Below are 19,850 nucleotides of genomic sequence, written 5' to 3'. Positions count from 1 at the left end.
TCGAAACTGGCCGCCAGCTTCGAGAGGAACGTCCCCAAGGTGGCGCGGATTCCGGCGAAACTCACCACCTTGCTGGACACCGCGTTGCTGCGGCTGGGCAGCCAGTGCGCGATCGATCCGGCAGGCGAATCGGATGAAACGTGGCGCAGCCTCGCCCGCGCGACCCAGGTCGCCAATGCGATTTTCGCCGCCGCCACGGAAAGCGCTGATCACGTGGACTGCCTGATCGGCGAGGAGTTCTACGCCATCCCGGCAACGGGGCCGACCTACTACAGCGACCCCAAGCGGTGGCAAACCGCGCTCTGGCTGGCCGTGATCGCTCGGGACTTCGATCGGATCCAGAAATTGACCCTGGTCGATGAGAACACGCTTCGGGCGAACTCGGATGACTACGACGAATACGTCTACCCGTGGATCGGCGCGCTCCAGTCCTACTTCTCCGGCGATGCCGGGGAAGTGCCAGAAAAGCTGGCGGCGGCATCGGAACTGATCGCCCCGGAGAACGTGACGCGAAGCAGTCCGGAACGCATCGAGAAGATCGTCAGTCCCCAACTCCTGCTCTTCCTCGAATTGGCGTCCCGGAACGAGGAGGAGTTCAACGACGTCCTGGTGGAGGCGCTCGTTTCACATCGGGATTTCTGGACGGCCGACGACGAGCGGCGCACGAACCCGGTCGGGTTCGTCGCCCTCGCGCCGTTGGCGTTCGCCGCGTCCGCGACCGACGCCGGGTTCCACATCGGAGTCGAGTCGGGCTACCTCCCAAGAGGACTGCTGAACGGCAGCCGCGTCGGCGAGTTCCAATTCTGAAGACGAGACGCGCCGTCGGCGATCCGACGGGGCCCTTGCCGTCGAGGTGGAGTTCTCCCACACTGGGCGGATTCGTCGTGGACGCCAAGGGGAACGTCCGATGGCACGACGAAGGTTTGGCGACGCGGAGAGGATCAACACGTGGAAGCTGAGTGGCGGCCCGCGAACAGCGTGGAGTCCGACATGCAGGCCGCACTGGAGGCTGGCGACGGAGCGCGGTACGCGCAGCTGCTCCGTGGTGCGACGCTCTACTTGCCGACGCACGACAACGGCGCTGCGGCGTGGCCGGAGTGGATGCCCCCTGTGGACGCCGACCAAACGGTGGTGTTCACCTCGCCGGAGGCGCTGTTCGGCGTGTTCGGTCCGGCGGCGACGGGATACCGGGAGCTGGACCTGGCCGCGTTGCGCGTGCAGTACGGCGATCCGGACCGGCAACTGGTCATCGATCCGGGCACGCCGGTCGGCGTTTTCCTGTCCTTCAACGACATCGACGAACTCGCGTCCGGCCAGCAGCAGCTGATGGCCATGCAGGACGTGGAGGACGCGGTGGTCGACGAGGTGCTGGACGAGGTCCGGGAGATGGTGCTGGCGGAGCTGGGCAGCGACGCGGAAACCGCGGCGCGGGCGTTGGACGAGGGTTCGGCGAACGAGCTGGAGGCCCGGCTGCTGGCGGCAGTCGACGAGCAGAACTTCGACGAGTTCGTGTTCGCGCTGGTCACCTCGGAGGTGGTGGTGCCGACCGAGCGTGCGGTGCCGGATGCCGAGCAGCTTGCCGCGCATGGATTCCCGTGGCGGGTGGTCGGCGGCGAGCAGTCCCCGGTGATTCCGGTGTTCACCTCCGCCGAGGTCCTGGACCGCATGGCGCCGAGCAACGCGCACCGGGTCCAACTCCCGTTCCTGACGCTGCTGACCAACTGGCCCAGCGAAGACCACGTCCTGCTGGTGAACCCAGGCACCCCAACGGAACTGACGCTACCCGGCCCCGGAGTAGCAGACCTCCGCACAGCAGCCGAAGAAGCCACCCGAGAACAGTGAACGCAAGTCGTGAGTGGCTACGGTCGCCAGGGCAACCATAACCACTCACGACACAACAGAGGCTCGGGCCGCGCCGATTCGCGTACCCTCCTACTCGCGGACCGCGTCTAGGAGGTCGTCCAGGGTCAGGGTGCGGAGGTCTTCCCTGGTTGGGCGGTGGCCGAGGTTGCGGAGTCGGGTGGATTGGGATTTGCGCATCCGCTCCAGCAGTTTTCGGGCCTCGCGGGCGTTGCCGAAGTTCTGGTCGCGTTCGATCTGCGCGAACCACTCCAGCAGCGCCACGTCCAGGTCCTCGCCCAGCAGGTAGTCGTCGCTGCTGGCGATGTGGCTGCTGATCTGCACCAGCTGTTGCGGCGTGTAGTTCTCGAATTCCAGGGTCTTGCCGAACCGGGATGCCAGACCGGGGTTGGTGTCCAGGAACTGGCTCATCTCACCGGTGTACCCGGCCACGATGACGGCGACCTCGTCGCGGTGGTCCTCCATCAGCTTGACCAGCGTGTCGATCGCTTCCTGGCCGAAGTCCGCGCCGCCACCGCTGGACCGCGACAGCGTGTACGCCTCGTCGATGAACAGCACACCGCCGCGCGCCTCGTCGAACACCGTCGCCGCCTTCTCCGCGGTGTGGCCGATGTACTGGCCGACCAGGTCGCGCCGGGAGACCTCCTTGAACCGGCCGTTGGGCAGGATTCCCAGTGCTTGCAACAACTTCCCGTACACGCGGGCCACGGTGGTCTTGCCGGTTCCGGGGGCGCCGGTGAACACCAGGTGGTTGCTGACGGTGCTGACCGACAGCCCTTCGCCGCGCCGCCACTCGTTGACCTGGATCTCGTCGATCAGCCCCCGCACTTCGGCCTTCACCCCGGTGAGGCCGATCATCTCGTCGAGTTCGGCCAGCAGCAGGTCGATCTGCTCCTGGTCCTGCTGGGCGCCCCCGGACGCCTTCGCCCCGACCTGCGGCTTGGCGGCCGCCGAATCGTTGCGCCGCACCTGGGTTCGCGCGCCGTCGTCGATCAGCACGCCGGGCGGCGCGGTGTTCTCCACCCGGCAGTCCTCGATCACCCCGCCGCACCCGCGGCCCACCGTGATGCCCGCACCCTGCGTGTCGTGCACCCAGCACTCGACGATGTTCGGCGAAGTCTGGTCGGCCACCGCGATCCCGGCGTCCCCGGTCCGCGAGATGTCGCAGCGCTCGATGCTCGAATTCCCCGCCTGGTACATGTAGATCCCGCGGAACCCGGAACCCTCCACAGTGCAGTGTCGCAGCGTGGCGCGGGCACCGAGCCGCACGATCACCGCGTCGTCGACAGTGTCGCGGAAGGCGCAGCTCTCCACCATTCCGTCGGCGTTCTCGATGATCAACCCGTATTGGGCCGAGGTGACCTCGACACCACGCAACTCCACGTCGGCACCGCCTGCGACGCTGATGGCCGCGGCATATCCGGCGGACGCCGCGCAGTCGACGATCTTCGCCTTGCCTCCGACGATGCGAATCGCCGAGTCTTCGGTGGATCGGACGGTCAGCCCGGTGAACTCCACGGCGCCGTCGGTGACCGATACCGTTGGCTGGTCCCGCAACGGCGAGGTGATGGTGACCGTGCCGGGTTCACGGGCGGCGAGCACCACCTGCTGGCGCCGGATCGTGATCTGCTCGTCGTATTCACCGGGCGCGATGGAGATGACCGCGCCGTTGTCCGCGGCGTCCAGCGCGTCCCGGATCGTCGGAAGTGCACCGCGTTGCTCTGGTGAGACGAAAAGGGTGCGTGCCATGACTCCCGCGCATATCTGTGAAGAAGTACTAGTGTGCGTGCCACAAAACTACCCCAGGAGGGCGGTTTCGGGTGAATTCCGAATGGGAACCTGCCAACGAAGTTGAACGCGAGCTGGTCGCGGCGCTGGAGGCGGGCGACAGCAAGCGGTACGCGGAGATCGTGCTGGGCGCACCGCTGTACCTGCCGGTGTTGCCCGAGCCAGGCAGCGAACTGCGGCAGGACTTGGACGAGTTCATGCCGCTCGACCGCGCGCACGTGCTCGCTTTCACCTCGCCCGAAGCGCTTTCGCACGGGCTGGGGCCGTACTCGCTGGGGCATCGGGAAGCCGACGTCGCCGCGCTCGCGCGGAACTGGCCGGGACCGGACCACCAGTTCGCGTTGAATCCGGGACTGCCGATCGGCGCGGTGCTTCCGCTGGATGCGTTGAGCCGATTGGCCGACGGCAGCGAGTCCCTGATCCCGGTCGATGCAGCCGAAGCGGCGTTGGCCGAGCAGGTGCGGGCGGAGATCCGCGAGCTGTGCCTCGCGGAACTCAGCGGTGGGGTGGCGCCCGGTGTCGCGGCCCCGGTCAACGAGCTGGAAGAAGCGCTGGCCGCGGCGGTCGAGGGGCAGGACGTCGACGCTTTCCTGAGCGCGCTGGTGGACTCCGAGGTCGTGGTGCCGATGAGCGGTCCGGTGTCGGAGGACTTCGACGGCACGAACTTCCCGTGGCTGCGGATCGGCCCGGCGATCCCGGTGTTCAGCTCGACCGAGGTGCTTTCCCGAACGGCTGCGCACGTGGCGGAGCACATCGAGCTCCCGTTCCTCGCGGCTGCCGCGAACTGGCCGGGTCGGGAACACGTTCTGTGCTTCAACCCCGGTAGCGGCACCGAGCTCATCATGTCCGGCGCGGGTGTGGAAGAACTGGTCGAGACCGTTGCTGAAATGCTTTCGGAAAACCCGGATGCGCTGAACAACTGAACGCACCAACCGGTGTAGAACCGATTTCACGGCCACCGCGGGTTGGTCCTTGCGGTGGCAACATGGTGCCAAATCAAGGGGTTTCGCGGTTCGATTTGGTCGATAGGACCTTTTCCCGCCACGAATGTGCTACAACATCGACTGCTGGCGGTACTGCGGGGTCGGACGGGCGCGGCGAACGTTTGTCGTCACCAGTGGCTCGATTCTCGATAGAGGTGATTGGCGTGGCGGACACGTCTGGCGGCCAACTGGGGAAATTGCTCCGCGAATTCCGCAAACGCGCTGGCCTGACGCAGTTGCAGGTGGCCGATCGAGCCGGGCTGAGCGCGGCGGGACTGCGGGATGTGGAACAGGGGCGGGTGGTTCGCCCGCGGGCTGCCACCCTGCGTCGACTGTCCGATGTGCTCGGCCTGTCGCGGATCGAACTCGAAGAACTGATCCGGGCGGCGGGCGGCGAGGGCGGCAGCGGCCTGCGCGTCGACGTGCTGGGACCGTTGAAGGTCACCGTGAACGGTCGGTCGGTCGATCCTGGTTCGGAGGCACAACGGGTGCTGTTGGGCCTGTTGGCGTTGTCGCCGAACGTGCCGGTGGCGCGGGATGCGCTGATCGAAGCGGTTTGGGGCGTGCAGTCCGTGTCCGGGTCCGCCGATCTGCTGCAATCGCGGGTTTCCCGGCTGCGCCGCAGGTTGCAGCCCGGTCCGCAGGATTCCCCGGTGCTGGTGGCCGATCGAGGTGGCTACCAGCTGTCGGTTCCCGAGGGACAGCACGACCTGCTGGTGTTCCAGCGCCTCGTCGCGTTGGCGCGGGACGCGCGCGACGAGGAGAAATCCGCTGAGGCGTGCGGACTTTTCTCCGAGGCCGTCACGTTGTGGCGCGGGGAACCGCTGGAAGGGCTCGGCAGTCTGCAAGCCCACCCGCTGATCACGGCGCTCACCCGTGAATACCACGCCGTGCTGGTGGAATATGCCGCCGTGGCAGCTGGATTGGGGCGCCACCAAGAGGTTCTGCCGTTCCTGCAACGCGTCGCCGAGGCCGATCCGCTGCACGAAGCGGTCCACGCGGCACTGATGATCGCGCTGGCTGGCAGCGGGCAGCAGGCCGCCGCGCTGAACGTCTACGACACGCTGCGCCGCCGCCTGGCCGAGGAGTTGGGCGCCGATCCCGGTCCGGAACTCGTTGCCGCGTATGAACGAGTGCTGCGCCAGGAGGTGCCGCGTCCGGAGTTCACCCCGGTCAGCGCGCACCGCCAACTGCCGCCGGACATCGCGGATTTCACCGGTCGCGAAGCCGAGTTGACCGCGCTCCACGAGCGGGTGCGAGCCGCCGACGGCGGCACTGCGGTGCCGATCGCGTTGATCGAGGGCATGGGCGGCGTCGGCAAGACCCGCCTCGCGGTGCGCGCGGCGCACCAGCTGTTGGCGGCCGGTCGATGCGGTGACTGCCAGCTGTACGTGGACCTGCGCGGACATGCCGACCAACCGCCCGCTGATCCGTCCGCGGTGCTGGCGTCCTTCCTGCGACTGCTGGGTGTCCCCGACGATCAGATCCCGTCCAGAACGGACGAACGGGTGATGCTCTACCGGGATCGCCTGTACGACAAGAAAGCCCTGGTGCTGCTGGACAACGCCTCCGGTGAGGACCAGGTCGTGCCGCTGCTCCCGGCTGGTCCGGAGAACATCGTGCTCATCACCAGTCGCCGCACCCTGGCGCTCGACGGCGCGCACACGCTGCCGCTGGACGTGTTCACCCCGGTCGAGGCGGAAGACCTGTTGAGCAAGGTGGTCGGCCGCAACCGGGACACCCCGGAAGCTGCGCGCCGGGTGGTGGAACTGTGCGGCCGACTGCCGCTGGCGGTCGCGCTCGCCGCGCGGCGGTTGCAGTCCCGCCGCGCCTGGACCGTGTCGGACCTGGCCGCGCGTTTGGCCGAAACGGGTGACCGGCTGTACGAACTGGTTGCGGGCAACCGGCGGCTGCGCGCCGTCTTCGATCTGTCGTACCACGCCCTCGACCAGGACGAACAGCGGATGTTCCGGCTGCTCGGGCTGCATCCCGGCGACGACTTCACGGTGGACGCGGTCGCCGCGCTGGCCGGTGTCGGCCGCGGCGAAGCTCAGCACCTGCTGGACCGGCTCGTCGACGAACACCTGGTCAACGTGGTGACCCGGCACCGCTATCGGCTGCACGACCTGCTCGCCGAGTACGTCCGCAGCATCGTGCGCGAGGAGGAGCCCGAGTCGCAGCGGACCGCGGCGATCACCCGCGTGCTGGACTTCTACCTGCACAGCGCGACGAGCGCCACGTACCTGTTGCAGCCGCACCAGCCGACGATGAAGTTGGCGGGCAGCCAGCCGGTGCACCGGCCGAAGTTGTGCAGCAAGGAGGAGGCTCGGCGGTGGTTGGACGCCGAGCGGGCCTGCCTGATCGCGGCGGTGAGCCTGGCCGCCGAGCAGGGGTGGCCGACGCACGCGTGGCAGCTGACCAGGTCGCTGCGGGATTACCTGCACCTCTACGGCTACGGTCACGACCACGACTGGGTCCGCACCCACGAGGCCGCGTTGGCCGCGGCCATCGCCGCGCAGGACTCGGTCGGCGAGGCGGTGACCCGCGCGGATCTCGCGGCCGCGTACCTGGACCAGGGCCGTGGCGCGGATGCGCGCGAGCATCTGTACCGGGCCTTGGAGTTCCACCGGGCGACCGGCGACCGGGTGCTGGAGACCAGCACGCTGGAATCACTGGGCACGCTCTGCTATCGGTTGGGGCAGTTCCGAGAGGCGTTGCGGCACTTCAGGTTCGGCGCGTCCCGGTGCGCCGGGCGCGACCCGTACCGCGAGGGCGTGCTGCGGGTCAACGTCGGAAACGCGTTGGCCGCCTTGGGATTCGTCGACGAGTCGTTGGAGAGCCTGCACCGCGGGATCGAACTGTCCCGCCAGGCGGGCAATGCCGATGGCGAATGCTGCGGGCTCGCCGACGTCGGCGAGGTGCACCGGCGCACGGGAAACTACGTCCAGGCGGTCGATTTCCTGCAACGCGCCGTGGCGTTGGCCGTCGAACACGGGTTGGAGCCGAAGGTCGCCTACGCCCGGCACCGGCTCGGCAAGACCTACCGAGAGCTGGGCCGCTACGACGACGCGATGACCAACCTGCACGCCGCGCTGCAAATCGTGCGGCAGGTCAGCGGTCCAGCCGCGGAAAGCGAGGTGCTGATCAGCTTCGGTGCCGCGCACCGCGACATCGGCGACCTCACCACCGCTGGCAAGCTGATCGACCAGGGCCAGCGGCTGGCCATCGACCGCAGCGAGCGCTACCAGCAGGCGCTGGCCGTCCACGAACTCGCCGAGCTGCACCGGTGCGCCGGGCGGGCCCAGCTGGCCCAGGACTACTGGCGTCGCGCCCACGACATCTTCGCCGAGCTCGGCACCCCGGAAGCCGTCGAACTACGCCGAGTCGCCATCCACTGGGGCGCCGACTCCGTCGCGTGACCTGTGTTCTTGCGTCACCGACTCGGGGTGCGATCTGCTTCGGCGCGACGGGCGACGAGGTTCAGCAAGGTCATCGCGTCGTGCGCCGGGGTGCTCGGTTCGGCCTGGTAGATGACGACCCGCTGGTCCGCGCCGCGCACCGCCAGCACCTCGTAGGTCAGGTCCAACCGACCGACCGCGGGGTGGTCGAACTGCTTCACCCCGGTGGACTTGGGCTGCACTTCCTGGCGGGCCCACATCACCGGGAACTCCTCGCTCTTCGTCGTGAGCTCGTCGACCAGCGCGTTCAACCGCGGGTCCGCCGGGTTGTCGCCGAAGGTCGCGCGCAGGTCAGCGACCGAGTCCTGCGCCACATCGCGCCAGCGCACGATCAGCGTCCGGGCAGCCGGGTGCAGGAACAGGTAGCGCGTGGTGTTGCGGCGCTCCGCTGGCCACTGGTCGAGCCCGGCGAACAGCGCCAGCGCCGTCGCGTTGGCGGCGACGACGTCGTTGCTGCGGTTGAGCACGTAGGCCGGTGAGTCGCCGATCGTGTCGAGCAGTTGCAGCACGGTCGGACGCACCTGCTCGGGCTCGGGCTCCGCCGAAGATCGGCTCCCGGACACGTGCCGAGCCAGGTTGTGCAGGTGCTGCCGCTCGGTGGTGTCCAGCAGCAGGGCCCGCGCCAGCGCGTCCAGCACCGCTGCGCTCGGGTGCCGCTCACGGCCCTGCTCCAGGCGGGTGTAGTAGTCCATGCTGACCCCGGCGACCGCCGCGACCTCCTCGCGCCGCAGGCCGGGTGTCCGCCGCACGCCGGGACCGGCCGGGATGCCGATGTCGGCTGGCTTGCGCCGCGCCCGGCACGCCTTCAGGAAACTACCCAGCTCATTGCTCACCCCACCGATGCTGCCACGCCGCAGAGCCTGGCCGCGCATTCGTGCCGCGTGATGAGGGCGGCGCCTGGGTGTGCCACACCCAGGAAAAACGCATCCTGCCGCGCGTCGGCGGAGCCGACGAACATCGATGCCAGGCGATTCGAAGGGAAACTTCCATGGCATTGCGACAGGTTCAGCTGGGATCCGGTCCGGTGGTCGGTGCGCAGGGGCTCGGGTGCATGGGGATGAGCGAGTTCTACGGCCCGACCGACCAGGACGAGGCCCGGCGCACGTTGGAGCACGCCTTGCAGCGGGGCGTGACGCTGTTCGACACGGCCGACATCTACGGCTCGGGAGCCAACGAGGAGTTCCTCTCGCCGTTCGTGAACGCCAACCGCGAGCAGGTGACGCTGGCCACCAAGTTCGGGCTGGTCCGCAAGGCCGACGACCCGAACTACCGCGGCTTCCGAGGCGACGCCGCATACGTCCGCTCCGCGGCGGAGGCCAGCCTGCGGCGGCTCGACATCGACGTGATCGACGTCTACTACATGCACCGCCGCGACACGACGGTGCCGATCGAGGAGACCGTTGGGGCGATGGCGGAGCTGGTCGCCGAGGGCAAGGTGCGCCACCTCGGGCTGTCCGAGGTGACCGGCGACGAACTGCGGGCCGCGCACGCGGTGCACCCGATCGCGGCGCTGCAGAGCGAGTGGTCGGTGTTCAACCGCGATGTGGAGAACACCGCGGTGCCCGCGGCCAACGAGCTCGGCGTCGCGCTGGTGCCGTACTCGCCGCTGGGGCGAGGGTTCCTGACCGGGGCGTTCGCGGACGCCGCGAACCTGTCGGAGGGTGACTTCCGGCGGTCGTTCCCGCAGTACTCGGGTGAGAACGCGGCCCGCAACGCCGAACTGCTGGAGCCGATCCGGGAGGTCGCGCGGCGACACGGCGCAACGCTCGCCCAGGTAGCGCTGGCCTGGCTCTACGCGCAACAGGACGGCCTGGCCGTCGTACCGATCCCAGGAACCCGCAAGCGCACCCGCCTGGCCGAAAACCTGGGCGGAGTCGACTTGGCGCTCACCCCGGACGACCTCGCCGCCCTGGAACCGATCGCGTCGAAGGTCGCGGGCACCCGCTACGCGGACATGACCTTCACCTCCGCCGGTCGCGAGAACTGAGTGAAGGGCACCTTTTACCGGTTTAGAGAGTGCGCGGATCGGCTTGCGTGGCGGTGCCGGTGGCGGAACCTCAGAGGCTTTCTCGTCTCCGGGATCCCCGACTTGTGTATGTCCGATACGCGGCGTCGGGGCTGTCCTCGCGGGGAGACGTCTGAGAACCCGCGGCGGTGCACGTTGCACAGATGGGCTAAGCGGCTTCGCCGCTTGCGACGGTCCAGGTGCGTGCGTCCGTTGAGCGTCGCGGCGGCGGTCTACCACCGAAAGCGGCTACCGCCGCTTGCTTGACGACCGCCCACGTCACGCCCAATCCACGCACCCTCCTACTCGGTCGACGGTGCCCTTCGGTCTTAACCCGAACGTGGCGCGATGCCGCATCGCGAAATAGTGAGCAGGTTTCGAAATGTGGTGTAGCGCGGAATCGGTCGTTCGGGTTCAGGGGCACTTCGGTCGTGGGGTCGGATTCAGGATTTGGCGGACCTGGCCGAGCAGATCACAGCCTCGGTGCCAGTCACCGTCCACGGCCACGGCGACCTTCTCCACCCCCGCCGCCGCGTAATCCGCGAGCCGCTCCGCCACCTGCGCCGGAGTCCCGGCGACGACGTACCGCCGGGCCGCGTCGACCGGTATGCCGAAGGTCGCCGCGAGCCGACCAGCGCAGCGTTCGGCCAGGCCAGGATCGGGGCGCTCGGTGAGACCGGCCTGGATCACCGTCGCCAGGCGGGGAGCGGCGCGACCCTGCGCCGCGGCCAGCTCGCGCAGCCGAGCGGCCTTCACGCGGAGCTCAGCAGGGGTGTGCAGGTCGGCGAACCACCCGTCCCCGAAGCGAGCCGCACGGCGCAGCGCGGCGGGCGAGGAGCCGCCGATCCACAGCGGCGGCGCGGCGACAGCCGGGGCGAGCCGCACCACGGGGCCGTGCGGCAGCGCGGCGGGTTCGCCGCTGAGCAGCGACGGCAGGAGCTGCAGGAACTCGTCGGTGCGGCGACCGCGCGTGGTGGGGTCGATGCCGACGGAGTCCCACCCGCTCTCGTGGTCGCCGACCCCGATGCCGAGGTGCAGCCGGTCGCCACCGGTCAGGTGTTGCAACGTCGCGATCTGCTTGGCGGCGCACACGTGCGGGCGCAGCGCGGGCAGGAAGACCGCGAAGCCGATGTCGACGCACTCGGTCACCGCCGCTGCCGTGGCCAACGTCAGCATGCCGTCCAGCACTGGAACACCGTTGGCGAGGTGGTCGCCGGTCCAGATCGAGTCCAGCTCGGCATCGACGGCGTGGTAGGCCGCCTCCCGGATCTCGGTGTCCACCGCGTCGGGCAGGAAGATTCCGATTTCGACCGGCATGGCGCGCTCCCCGATTTCTGCGGAACCAGTGCTGCCGCCAGCATCGAACTTCGAGCTCGCTGGAGGTCAAGGGCCCGCAGCGGACCGTTGACCTCCAGTTAAGTCGAACTCCTAGGCTTGCGCCCCACAGGAGCGAAAGGGGTTGCGGCGATGACGAACGGCACGATTCTCGTGGTAGGAGCGACCGGCAAGGTGGGGCGGCACGTCGTCGCCGGGCTGGCGGACGCGGGTGTCCGGGTCCGAGCGATGACCACTCGAAATCCCGCGGACGTACCGGTTCCGGACGGTGTGGAGGTGGCACGTGGCGACGTAGCTGATCCCGACTCGTTGCCGCTGGACGGCGTCGGGTCGGTGTTCCTGGTCTGGCCGCTGATGTCGGCGAAGCTGGCACCGCGGTTCCTGGCCGCGGTCGCCCAGCATGCCCGGCGCATCGTCTACCTGTCGGCCACCGGGGCGGGCGACGGCGAGGTGCTGTTCCACACCGAGCTGGAACGGCTCATCGAGAAGTCCGATGTGGACTGGACGTTCCTGCGGGCGGGCGGGTTCGCCGCCAACACGTTGGGTTGGGCGCAGGCGATCCGGGCCGATGGCGTGGTTCGCGACGCCTACGGCGCGGCGGCCCGGCCGCTGATCCACGAGAAGGACATCGCCGATGTCGCCGTGCGAGCGCTGCTCGAAGACGGCCACACCGGAGCGAAGTACGCCCTGACCGGCCCGGAGGTGATGACCCAGACCAAGCAGTTGCGCGTGATCGGCGAGGTCATCGGCCGCCCGCTGCGCTGGGAGGAGATCTCCCGGTCGGCGGCCCGTCGGCGGCTGCTGGACAACGGCTGGCCGACGGCATACGCCGATGTCGCCCTGGACTACTGGGAAGAGCAGACCCGAGAACCGGAGTTGGTGTCCCCGCTGGTGGCGAGCCTGACCGGCCACCCGGCCAGGACCTTCCGGGAATGGGTCACCGACCACATCGCGGACTTCCGCTGACCCACGGGTCGTGAGTGGTAATGGTCGCTGGGGCGACCATTACCACTCACGACGTGCAGATCGAGGGGATGGCGCGGGCGAGACCGGCCTGGTGCAGGCCGCTCAGCCGCAGGTCGCTGCGGGTCTGCTGGAAGGCGCTGATCAGGTGGACGCCGCAGGAGGGCTGTTCGCGCAACTGCTCGGTGTCGCGCAGCTCAAGCAGGATCTCGTCGCCCAGCCGGTCGATGATCGGTCGGAGCTGCCCGAGGTCGGGGCGCTCGGTCGGCTGCTCGTCGGGGTGCGTCGCCCAGTACGCGTGCAGGGTGCGCTGCACGACCTTGCTGGCTTCGATCTGGTCGCGGAAGACCCGTTTCGACTCCTCCGGTCCGATGCCGAGCTGCACCGACTTGCGCGCGACGGAGTCGAGCACCTGCTGCTCGCGCGCCGGGTCGTCGATGGGTTGGTCGGCCTCCCACTTGGCCGCCGCGACCTGGTCGGACGTCGCGACGCGTTCGGCGGCCGACCGCAGCAGCGGGTCCAGGGGATCAGCGTCCGCGGCGTGCGCCGGAGTTGCGAGCGCGGCGATGACAGCGCCAGCGACGAGCAGAGAACGCACACAGGACCTCCTGACCGACGATCCAGTCGCGCTGGAGTATCGCGCGCCGACCACCGGTTCACCACCAAATCCCAACGGATGCGCCCACTCCACCGAGCAGCGGTTCGCAATTTCGCGAGAAATTGGCGGGCACCTCTGCGGGGGTGCATCTCCCGCGTGCGCCCGGTGCTCGGGACCTGACGAAAGTCAAGGTGGTCGTTGCCGAAAGACCACTGCCCGGCCAGCGGGAGGATCCCTACTGTCGATCGCCTGACCTGCGAAGACGTGGAGGATCGATGAGTTTTTCGTTGGCCGCCAACGAGATCGAGGACGTGCCGGACATCAGCATCGACTGGTACCGCGCGGTGACCGGCCTCGCCCACGACGCACCGGCTTGGGTGCAGGGGTTGGCGGACATCGCCACCGAAGCCGTCCTGCTCGTGCTCGCAGCGCTGGTGGCGGTGAACCTCTGGCGCACCTGGCGAGCCGACCGCCGGGCGCGCGTCTTCGCGTTCGCGGCACCGGTCAGCACGGTGCTCGCCTACGCGATGAGCGAGTTCACGAAGATCCTCGTCGAGCAGGAACGCCCGTGCCGCGCGGTCCGCAACATCGCGGCGACCATCGCGGAATGCCCCGAGCCCGGCGACTGGTCGCTACCCAGCAACCACGCCACCATCGCGGCAGCCGCCGCAGTCGGCCTCGCCGTCGCCTGGCGCCGACTGGCTGTCGTCGCGGTGGTCCTCGCGGTGTTGGAGAGCTTCCTGCGAGTCTTCGTCGGAGTGCACTACCCGCACGACGTCGTAGCCGGTCTCCTGCTCGGCGCGATCACGGCAGCGGCAGTCATGGCCCTCGCGACCACCCTGGCCGCAACCCGCCAACCAACCCCGCAACGCCCCTGACGACTGAGCCGTCCGGGTCCCGACCGCGTCGGCTGGGTGGGGATTTCGTGCGAAATCGCCACTCCCTCCCCACGCGAACCGCCGATTTCGCACGAAATCGCCAACTCCCGGCACCGCGCTAAGACCGCGCCGTCCCGCGCTCCACCAGACCTGCTTCGTAGGCGAGGATCGCCGCCTGCACCCGGTTCTGCACGCCCAGCCGGTTCAGGATCGCGCTCACGTACGCCTTCACCGTGCCTTCCACGACGTGCAGCCGCCGGGCGATCTCGGCGTTGGACAACCCGGCCCCCACCAGCGCAAGCACCTCGCGCTCCCGCGCGCTGAGCGCGTCCACGTGCTCCCGCGCGGCGACTTCCTGCTGCAGCCGAGGCCCGCCCAGCTGTTTGATCACCCGATGCGCCACCGGCGGCGACAGGTACGCGCCGCCTTCGGCCGCCGCTCGGACACCGAGCAGCAGTTCGCGCGGATCCCCGGTCTTCAGCAGGAATCCGCTGGCCCCGCCGTGCAGGGCCTGCGTCACGTAGGCGTCCTCGTCGAAGGTCGTCATGATGAGCACCGCGGTTTCCGGTGCCACGCGGCGGATTTCGTCCGCCGCGCCCAACCCGTCGAGACCGGGCATCCGGATGTCCAACAGCGCCACCGACGGCCGGTGCCGACGCACCAGTTCCACGGCATCTCGCCCGTTGGTGGCTTCGCCGACGATTTCGACGTCCGGGTCGGCGGCCAGGATCGCCCGCACCCCGGCGCGGATCATGGCCTCGTCATCGGCCAGCACCAAGCGCACGTCTCCTCCTACCGTTGCAGAAAGTCCTTGCCCACCAACGTGTCCTGCCGGAAGCACAGCCGGTGCAGATCCCCGCGCCGCTGGTCGAACGGGTTGAAGTGGGTGCTGTAGTAAGCGCAGCTCGTCCCAGGTGGTCGCGGCGGGTCGCCCTCGGGCGGGTCGTCGATCCGGGTGCGCATCGGCAACAACGGCTCGATCGACGACCGCGATTGCCCCACCTGCATCCGGTCGAAGGCCGCCGAGGGCAACACCGACGTGATGGTGTCGAACACCGTGACGCCGACGCTCAGCAACCCCAGCACCACGGCGCTCGCCGCAGCGACCGCGATCGCGATGTTCCGGCTGCTGCGCACCTGGCTCTCCGCCCGCGCGAGGTGCTCGGCGGACTCCGACGTCGCCGGAATGGCCTGCGCCACCTGCGGAATCCGCGCGGTCAGCAGGAAGCGTCCCTGCTGCGGGCCAGCCCGGAACGAACCGCCCGCCAGCCGAACGCGTTCGGCGAGCGCGACGAGGCCGTACCCGTTCCCGGCCGCAGCCTCGGCATCAACCAGGGGATTCGCCACCGACACGTGGCTCTCGTCCGCGCTGTGCCGGACTTCCACGGTCACGCCCGCGCCCGGTGCGTGTTTCGCGGCGTTGGTCAGTGCCTCCTGGACGATCCGGCACACCGCGCGCAGGCGCATCGACGGCTGCGGTATGTCGCCGGTTTCCGCCAATGTCACGGACATCCCGGCCTGCTTTGCGTGCTCGACCAGTTCCGCAACGCTCTCGTCGTTCGTGACCGGCGCCGCGTCGTTGCGCAGCACCTCGACGACTTCCCGCAACCGCTCGGCCGCATCGGTCACCGAAATCCGGGCCTGACCGGCTGCGTCCCGGTGCTCGGCAGCCAGTTCGGGCGCGACCTCCAGCGCGCCGACGCGCAATGCGACGAGGCTGAGCTGGTGCCCGAGCAGGTCGTGCATGTCCCTGGCTATCCGGGTGCGCTCCTGCAACCGCGCCTGTTCCCGGACGATCTCCTGCTGCCGCTCCAGGTGCTCCGCTCGCGCCCAACCGGCCCGCACGAGCGTCCGGTACTTCTGGTGATGCCGCCCGAGCAGCCATGGGACCAGCGCGAGCAGCAGAGCGCCGAGCAACGCGACCAGCCAGGCCCCGACGTCGTGCGACAACACGAGCACGATCAGCGACAGCAAGGCCGTGGCCAGGGAGAGCCGGAACAACGCGTCACGATGTCGACGCACCTGGTATCCGGCGGAGTAGCTGATCGCGATCAGCGCCGCGGTCAAGGCGAACGCCCCTGTGGCGGCATCGTCCGGTCTGGCGATCAGCGCGATCGACCAGGTCGCCAACGTGATGACCACCGCGACGAGCGGCCGGGTGCGACGCAGCACTACGGCGCAGCCCACCGCGACGACGCCGAGCACGACCTCCCAGCCGGGGAACCGCGTCGCGAACTGGTTCACCGCCAGCACGGGGACTGACAGGACGAGCCACCACAGCGCGTCCCGCTTCGACACCTTCACCAGAGGAACGCTACCGGTCGGTCGGTATTGTCGGATTGATGCGGAGTTTGCTGGAACTCAGCGCGACTTGGTATCGCGGAATCGCCGAATGGGCGACGTCCACGCCGGAATGGGTGCACGGCCTCGCGCTGTTCGGAACCCAGGCGCTGCTCGGGGTCTTCGCCGCGTTGGCGGTACTGGCGTGGTGGCGTGTCGATCGGCGGCCGTTCGTGCTGATCGCGCCGCTGGTGGCCGCTCCGGTGAGCTGGTTCCTCAGCGAGCTGATCAAAGACCAGGTGCAGCAGCTACGACCGTGCCGGGCGCTGCCGATCCCAGGCGGAACCATCGAGAACTGCGCGGATGTGAGCAACTGGTCACTGCCCAGCAGCCATTCGGCCGCGGCTGCGGCCTTCGCGATCGCGCTGTCGGTGCTGTGGCGGCGAATCACGGAACTCGCGGTGGTCTTGGCGCTGTTGGAGGGCTTCTCCCGAATCTTCATCGGCGTCCACTACCCCCACGACGTCCTGGCGGGCTTCGCCCTCGGCGCCGTCGTGGGGGCGGTGAGCGTGTGGCGGATCCGGGGCGAACGGAACTCCCGACCGGACAGGACGGGCAAGAGCCCCGCGCACCGAACCGCCTAACGCCTGTTCCGCGTGCCAGTGTGGATGTGCCGATTTCGCGCGAAATCGACCCCAAGCCCCAGCAACAGCGGGCTGCGGCCCTGATCACCCTGATGGGTGGTGGGTGAGGGGCACCCTTTACCAAGTAAGTTGGTAAAGGGTGCCCCTCACCTCGGGGAATTCACCGTTGTGGGAGGCGGTAGGCCCAGTTCCAGGCCGTTTCGAGGGGGCCTCGGTCGAAGTGGCGGAGCCACCAGGTCGACAGGGCCATGAAGCTCGCGCAGATCGCCGCCCACGCCGCGAAGACCCACCACGGGCGGGCCCAGTCGAACCGCGTCGCCAGGCCCAATCCCCAGCCGTAGCACAGGATCGTCGCGACCAGGTTCTGGAAGACGTAGCAGGACAACGCCGTTCGGCCGACCGCCGTCAGACCCCGCTGCAGGAGACCGGGAGCGCTGCGCATCGCAGCGAGCACCGTCGGGATGAGTCCGAGCAGTCCCAGGGCGATGATCGGCGGCAGGATGTAGCGGTCGACCATGAACCAGTCCGGTCCCGCGTACGCGGTGAGCAGGTTCAACGGCACGCCGACGCCGAAACCGAACTGCATCAGCCGGTTCCGCAACCGCTGCCCGTCCGGGGCGAACACGCCCGCCCGGTGCAGCCGCGCGCCGATCAGGAACAGCGCCACCGACATCGGGATGATGAAGATCGCTTCGGCGCGGTAGGTGCTCCAACCTGCCAACCGCCCCGCGACTTGGTCGAGGTAGCTGCCGGAGGCGAACACCTCCGACGGCGTCCCGCTCATCGACGCATGCCCGCTGAGCAGGGCGAGCGTGATGACGCTGATGAACGCGACGTGCAGCGAGATCATCGTGATCGTCCACGCCCTGATCGCCCGCCCGCTGCGGCCGATCAGGTACGCGACCAGCATCGATGTCACCGCGTAGCTCATCAGCACGTCGAACTCGAAGATCAGCACGTAGTGCAGCAGACCTTCGCCGAACAGCAGCGCGGCCCGCCACAGGTACCAGCCCGGCCAGCGCCCGCGTCGGCGCAGCGCCGACCGGTACTGCAACTCCAGGCCGATGCCGAACAGCAGCGTGAGCAGGGCCAGGAACTTGCCGTTGGCCAGGAATCGCAGGGTCGCTTCGACGTTCGCGGCGATCGTGCCGGTCTCCACCGCGCTCAGCAGGCCGGACGGCCCGCGAGGGTCGGTGAAGATCCAGATGTTCGTCCCCAGCGTGCCTAGGATCGCGACGCCGCGGACGACGTCTATCGCGGCGATGCGGCTGGAGGTGGGCGCCTGTTTCAGGTCGGTCATGAGAGGTCCCCAGTCGAATGTTCCTCCGCGGGCGCGGAGGGTTACGATGCAACTGCATGGTAAACCGCTCCTCGAACGGTTTGCAATGCGGTTGCATTGGAAAGGTGGAAGCGGTGCCGAAGCAGGTGGACCACGAGGCCCGGCGGATCCAGATCGCCGAGGCGTTGCTGCGACTGGCCAGCCGAGGTGGTCTGGAGGCGGTGAGCCTCCGGGACGTCGCGGCGGAGGCGGGCATCTCGATGGGAGCGGTGCAGCACTACTTCAGGTCGAAGGACCAGATGCTGACCTACGCCATGGACCACGTGAACAACCGCGCTGCGGCGCGGATCCGACAGCGGATCGAGAACGAACCGGGCAAACCGTACGCGCGCGCGGTACTGCGCGCACTGATGCTCGAAATGCTGGCGCTCTCCGACGACAGCCGCATGGAGTACCTGACCGCGGTGGCGTTCTTCCTGCGCGCGCTCAGCTCCCCCGAGTTGGCCGCGATGTACCGCCGGTTCTGGCCGCAGCTGGAGCAGTGGATCGCCGCCGAACTCCGCGCCGCGCAGGAGTCCGGCGACCTGCCCGCTGACCGGAACCCGGAGCGAGAGGCAGAAGCCCTGCTCGCACTACCCGACGGGCTGTCGGTAGGACTGCTGCTCGGCCACCGCACCGGCGAAGCGGCGATCGAGGCGATCGACTACCACCTAGACCGCCTCTTCGGCACGTCCACAACGAACTAACCGCGCAAAAGCGGCGCGGGTTCAGATGTCCACCTCGGCGTGCGTGAGGTCGCCGATCTCGGCCTGCGCGACACCGCCGGTGGCTTCCGCCAGCCAGGTGCGGAAGTCGTCCACGTCGGATTCCGGGACGTTGACGTGGAAGCGGACCAGGTCCTGGTACTCGGTGTCGGCCAGTTGGAAACCGCCCGAGCGGAGGTCGTTCGCCAGCTTCCCGGCCAACAGGTGGTCCACCGTGGTCGTCACGATCCGGACCGGGCGCCGCTCGACCAGGCCGACGTGCTCCAAGGCGGCCGACACCGCGCCGCCGTAGGCGCGCACCAAGCCGCCCGCGCCGAGCAGCACGCCGCCGAAATACCTGGTCACCACGGCGACCGTGTTGGTGATTTCGTTGCGGCGCAGCACCTCCAGCATCGGCACGCCCGCGGTGCCCGCTGGCTCGCCGTCATCGCTGGACTTCTGGATCTCACCGGAGTCGCCGAGCACGAACGCCGAGCAGTGGTGCCTCGCGTCGTGGTGCAGCCTGCGGCGCCGCTGGATGAACTCCCGCGCCTCCGCTTCATCGGTGACCCGCGCGAGCGCGCAGCGGAAGCGGGATCTCTTCACCTCCAGCTCGTGCTCGCCCGGCTGCTTTATGGTCCGCAATCGGTTCCCTTCGGCAGGTGACGCCGGTCACCGCTGCGCGGCGCCGCTGCCCGCCATCCTCCCATTTCGGCGGCGACGCAGGTCAGCGCGACGACCTCTAGTGCGGTGGGACGGCGATTTCCGTTGTGGCCCTTGGCCACGTAACGTCCCCCTCATGGAGCAGTCATCGAGCCCGTTTGAACCAGGCGTGCGGGTCCGCGCCACGTTCGGCCGGTTCCGTGATCAAGTCGGCACCGTGGTGGAGGCCGCGACCGGTCTCCCAGAGGTTTTCGACGGTCCCGTCCTGTGGGTGCGGTTCGACGGAGCCGAGGAGCCCGGCCTGGTCGCCGGGCGGTTCCTGGAAGCCGCCTGAGTCGCACTCGCGCACCGGGTGGCCCGCGTAGCGGCCGAA

General features: G+C 68.9%; 18 protein-coding genes. 10 read left to right on the top strand and 8 right to left on the bottom strand.

Annotation, left to right across the window (positions count from 1 at the left end):
• Positions 1–39 precede the first annotated feature (39 nt).
• Together MOQ72_RS27570 and MOQ72_RS45280 are read left to right on the top strand one after the other, a co-directional pair.
• Complete coding sequence (locus tag MOQ72_RS27570) at positions 40–807, top strand: immunity 49 family protein (protein ID WP_242188584.1); 768 nt, start codon at positions 40–42, stop codon at positions 805–807.
• Positions 808–948: 141 nt separating this feature from the next.
• Positions 949–1,842 carry an SseB family protein gene (locus MOQ72_RS45280; protein ID WP_242188583.1) on the top strand — a complete coding sequence of 298 codons (894 nt, stop codon included), beginning with the start codon at positions 949–951 and terminating at the stop codon, positions 1,840–1,842.
• 90 nt (positions 1,843–1,932) lie between these two features.
• Here the strand turns inward: MOQ72_RS45280 and MOQ72_RS27560 are convergent, their stop codons facing one another.
• On the bottom strand, positions 1,933–3,609 hold the full coding sequence (locus MOQ72_RS27560; protein ID WP_242188582.1) for a right-handed parallel beta-helix repeat-containing protein: 1,677 nt from the start codon (positions 3,607–3,609) through the stop codon (positions 1,933–1,935).
• A 71-nt stretch (positions 3,610–3,680) separates the two neighbouring features.
• On the opposite strand from MOQ72_RS27560, the gene MOQ72_RS27555 reads away from it, so the two are divergent.
• Both MOQ72_RS27555 and MOQ72_RS27550 read left to right on the top strand, forming a co-directional pair.
• Positions 3,681–4,571, top strand: coding sequence for an SseB family protein (locus MOQ72_RS27555; protein WP_242188581.1), 891 nt, complete (start codon positions 3,681–3,683; stop codon positions 4,569–4,571).
• Positions 4,572–4,795: 224 nt separating this feature from the next.
• A complete protein-coding gene (locus MOQ72_RS27550; RefSeq protein WP_242188580.1) occupies positions 4,796–8,050 on the top strand; it encodes a BTAD domain-containing putative transcriptional regulator in 3,255 nt (1,084 codons plus the stop codon).
• A 14-nt stretch (positions 8,051–8,064) separates the two neighbouring features.
• Here the strand turns inward: MOQ72_RS27550 and MOQ72_RS27545 are convergent, their stop codons facing one another.
• Positions 8,065–8,922 carry a helix-turn-helix transcriptional regulator gene (locus MOQ72_RS27545; protein WP_242188579.1) on the bottom strand — a complete coding sequence of 286 codons (858 nt, stop codon included), beginning with the start codon at positions 8,920–8,922 and terminating at the stop codon, positions 8,065–8,067.
• Positions 8,923–9,077: 155 nt separating this feature from the next.
• Here MOQ72_RS27545 and MOQ72_RS27540 point away from each other — a divergent pair, with 155 nt between their 5' ends.
• Positions 9,078–10,076 (top strand): aldo/keto reductase, encoded by a 999-nt coding sequence (locus MOQ72_RS27540; RefSeq protein WP_242188578.1) that lies wholly within the window; start codon positions 9,078–9,080, stop codon positions 10,074–10,076.
• A 432-nt stretch (positions 10,077–10,508) separates the two neighbouring features.
• Here MOQ72_RS27540 and MOQ72_RS27535 read toward each other — a convergent pair whose 3' ends face one another.
• On the bottom strand, positions 10,509–11,411 hold the full coding sequence (locus tag MOQ72_RS27535) for an LLM class flavin-dependent oxidoreductase (RefSeq protein WP_242188577.1): 903 nt from the start codon (positions 11,409–11,411) through the stop codon (positions 10,509–10,511).
• A gap of 150 nt (positions 11,412–11,561) precedes the next feature.
• Here MOQ72_RS27535 and MOQ72_RS27530 point away from each other — a divergent pair, with 150 nt between their 5' ends.
• On the top strand, positions 11,562–12,395 hold the full coding sequence (locus tag MOQ72_RS27530) for an NAD(P)H-binding protein (RefSeq protein WP_242188576.1): 834 nt from the start codon (positions 11,562–11,564) through the stop codon (positions 12,393–12,395).
• Positions 12,396–12,441: 46 nt separating this feature from the next.
• Here MOQ72_RS27530 and MOQ72_RS27525 read toward each other — a convergent pair whose 3' ends face one another.
• Positions 12,442–12,990 carry a chorismate mutase gene (locus MOQ72_RS27525; protein WP_242188575.1) on the bottom strand — a complete coding sequence of 183 codons (549 nt, stop codon included), beginning with the start codon at positions 12,988–12,990 and terminating at the stop codon, positions 12,442–12,444.
• Positions 12,991–13,265: 275 nt separating this feature from the next.
• Between MOQ72_RS27525 and MOQ72_RS27520 the strand changes: the two genes are divergently transcribed.
• Positions 13,266–13,868, top strand: a complete 603-nt coding sequence (locus MOQ72_RS27520; RefSeq protein WP_242188574.1) for a phosphatase PAP2 family protein — start codon at positions 13,266–13,268, stop codon at positions 13,866–13,868.
• Positions 13,869–13,986: 118 nt separating this feature from the next.
• Here MOQ72_RS27520 and MOQ72_RS27515 read toward each other — a convergent pair whose 3' ends face one another.
• Complete coding sequence (locus MOQ72_RS27515; RefSeq protein ID WP_308197967.1) at positions 13,987–14,652, bottom strand: response regulator; 666 nt, start codon at positions 14,650–14,652, stop codon at positions 13,987–13,989.
• A gap of 8 nt (positions 14,653–14,660) precedes the next feature.
• The gene (locus tag MOQ72_RS27510; protein ID WP_242188573.1) at positions 14,661–16,172 is read right to left on the bottom strand and encodes a sensor histidine kinase; all 1,512 of its coding nucleotides are present in this window, start codon (positions 16,170–16,172) and stop codon (positions 14,661–14,663) included.
• Positions 16,173–16,210: 38 nt separating this feature from the next.
• Between MOQ72_RS27510 and MOQ72_RS27505 the strand changes: the two genes are divergently transcribed.
• Positions 16,211–16,792: a phosphatase PAP2 family protein gene (locus MOQ72_RS27505; protein ID WP_242188572.1), complete on the top strand. Its 582-nt coding sequence runs from the start codon at positions 16,211–16,213 to the stop codon at positions 16,790–16,792.
• 160 nt (positions 16,793–16,952) lie between these two features.
• Here MOQ72_RS27505 and MOQ72_RS27500 read toward each other — a convergent pair whose 3' ends face one another.
• Complete coding sequence (locus MOQ72_RS27500; protein ID WP_242188571.1) at positions 16,953–18,092, bottom strand: DUF418 domain-containing protein; 1,140 nt, start codon at positions 18,090–18,092, stop codon at positions 16,953–16,955.
• Between the two features lie 113 nt (positions 18,093–18,205).
• On the opposite strand from MOQ72_RS27500, the gene MOQ72_RS27495 reads away from it, so the two are divergent.
• Complete coding sequence (locus MOQ72_RS27495) at positions 18,206–18,817, top strand: TetR/AcrR family transcriptional regulator (RefSeq protein ID WP_242188570.1); 612 nt, start codon at positions 18,206–18,208, stop codon at positions 18,815–18,817.
• A gap of 21 nt (positions 18,818–18,838) precedes the next feature.
• Here MOQ72_RS27495 and MOQ72_RS27490 read toward each other — a convergent pair whose 3' ends face one another.
• On the bottom strand, positions 18,839–19,459 hold the full coding sequence (locus MOQ72_RS27490) for a YigZ family protein (protein WP_242188569.1): 621 nt from the start codon (positions 19,457–19,459) through the stop codon (positions 18,839–18,841).
• A 154-nt stretch (positions 19,460–19,613) separates the two neighbouring features.
• Here MOQ72_RS27490 and MOQ72_RS27485 point away from each other — a divergent pair, with 154 nt between their 5' ends.
• Positions 19,614–19,811, top strand: coding sequence for a hypothetical protein (locus tag MOQ72_RS27485; RefSeq protein WP_242188568.1), 198 nt, complete (start codon positions 19,614–19,616; stop codon positions 19,809–19,811).
• The last annotated feature ends 39 nt before the right edge of the window (positions 19,812–19,850 follow it).

The sequence above is a fragment of the Saccharopolyspora soli genome (genome assembly GCF_022678645.1).
Classification (GTDB): domain Bacteria; phylum Actinomycetota; class Actinomycetes; order Mycobacteriales; family Pseudonocardiaceae; genus Saccharopolyspora; species Saccharopolyspora soli.
The sequence above is the reverse complement of the archived record's forward strand: the minus strand, read 5'-3'. Positions and strand labels throughout refer to the sequence as shown.

What these genes read in the sequence shown, in the direction of transcription:
- MOQ72_RS27535 (WP_242188577.1), bottom strand. Translation starts at nt 11,411, where the DNA reads ATGCCGGTCGAAATCGGAATCTTCCTGCCCGACGCGGTGGACACCGAG.
- MOQ72_RS27560 (WP_242188582.1), bottom strand. Translation starts at nt 3,609, where the DNA reads ATGGCACGCACCCTTTTCGTCTCACCAGAGCAACGCGGTGCACTTCCG.
- MOQ72_RS27520 (WP_242188574.1), top strand. Translation starts at nt 13,266, where the DNA reads ATGAGTTTTTCGTTGGCCGCCAACGAGATCGAGGACGTGCCGGACATC.
- MOQ72_RS27530 (WP_242188576.1), top strand. Translation starts at nt 11,562, where the DNA reads ATGACGAACGGCACGATTCTCGTGGTAGGAGCGACCGGCAAGGTGGGG.
- MOQ72_RS27540 (WP_242188578.1), top strand. Translation starts at nt 9,078, where the DNA reads ATGGCATTGCGACAGGTTCAGCTGGGATCCGGTCCGGTGGTCGGTGCG.
- MOQ72_RS27485 (WP_242188568.1), top strand. Translation starts at nt 19,614, where the DNA reads ATGGAGCAGTCATCGAGCCCGTTTGAACCAGGCGTGCGGGTCCGCGCC.
- MOQ72_RS27500 (WP_242188571.1), bottom strand. Translation starts at nt 18,092, where the DNA reads ATGACCGACCTGAAACAGGCGCCCACCTCCAGCCGCATCGCCGCGATA.
- MOQ72_RS27505 (WP_242188572.1), top strand. Translation starts at nt 16,211, where the DNA reads ATGCGGAGTTTGCTGGAACTCAGCGCGACTTGGTATCGCGGAATCGCC.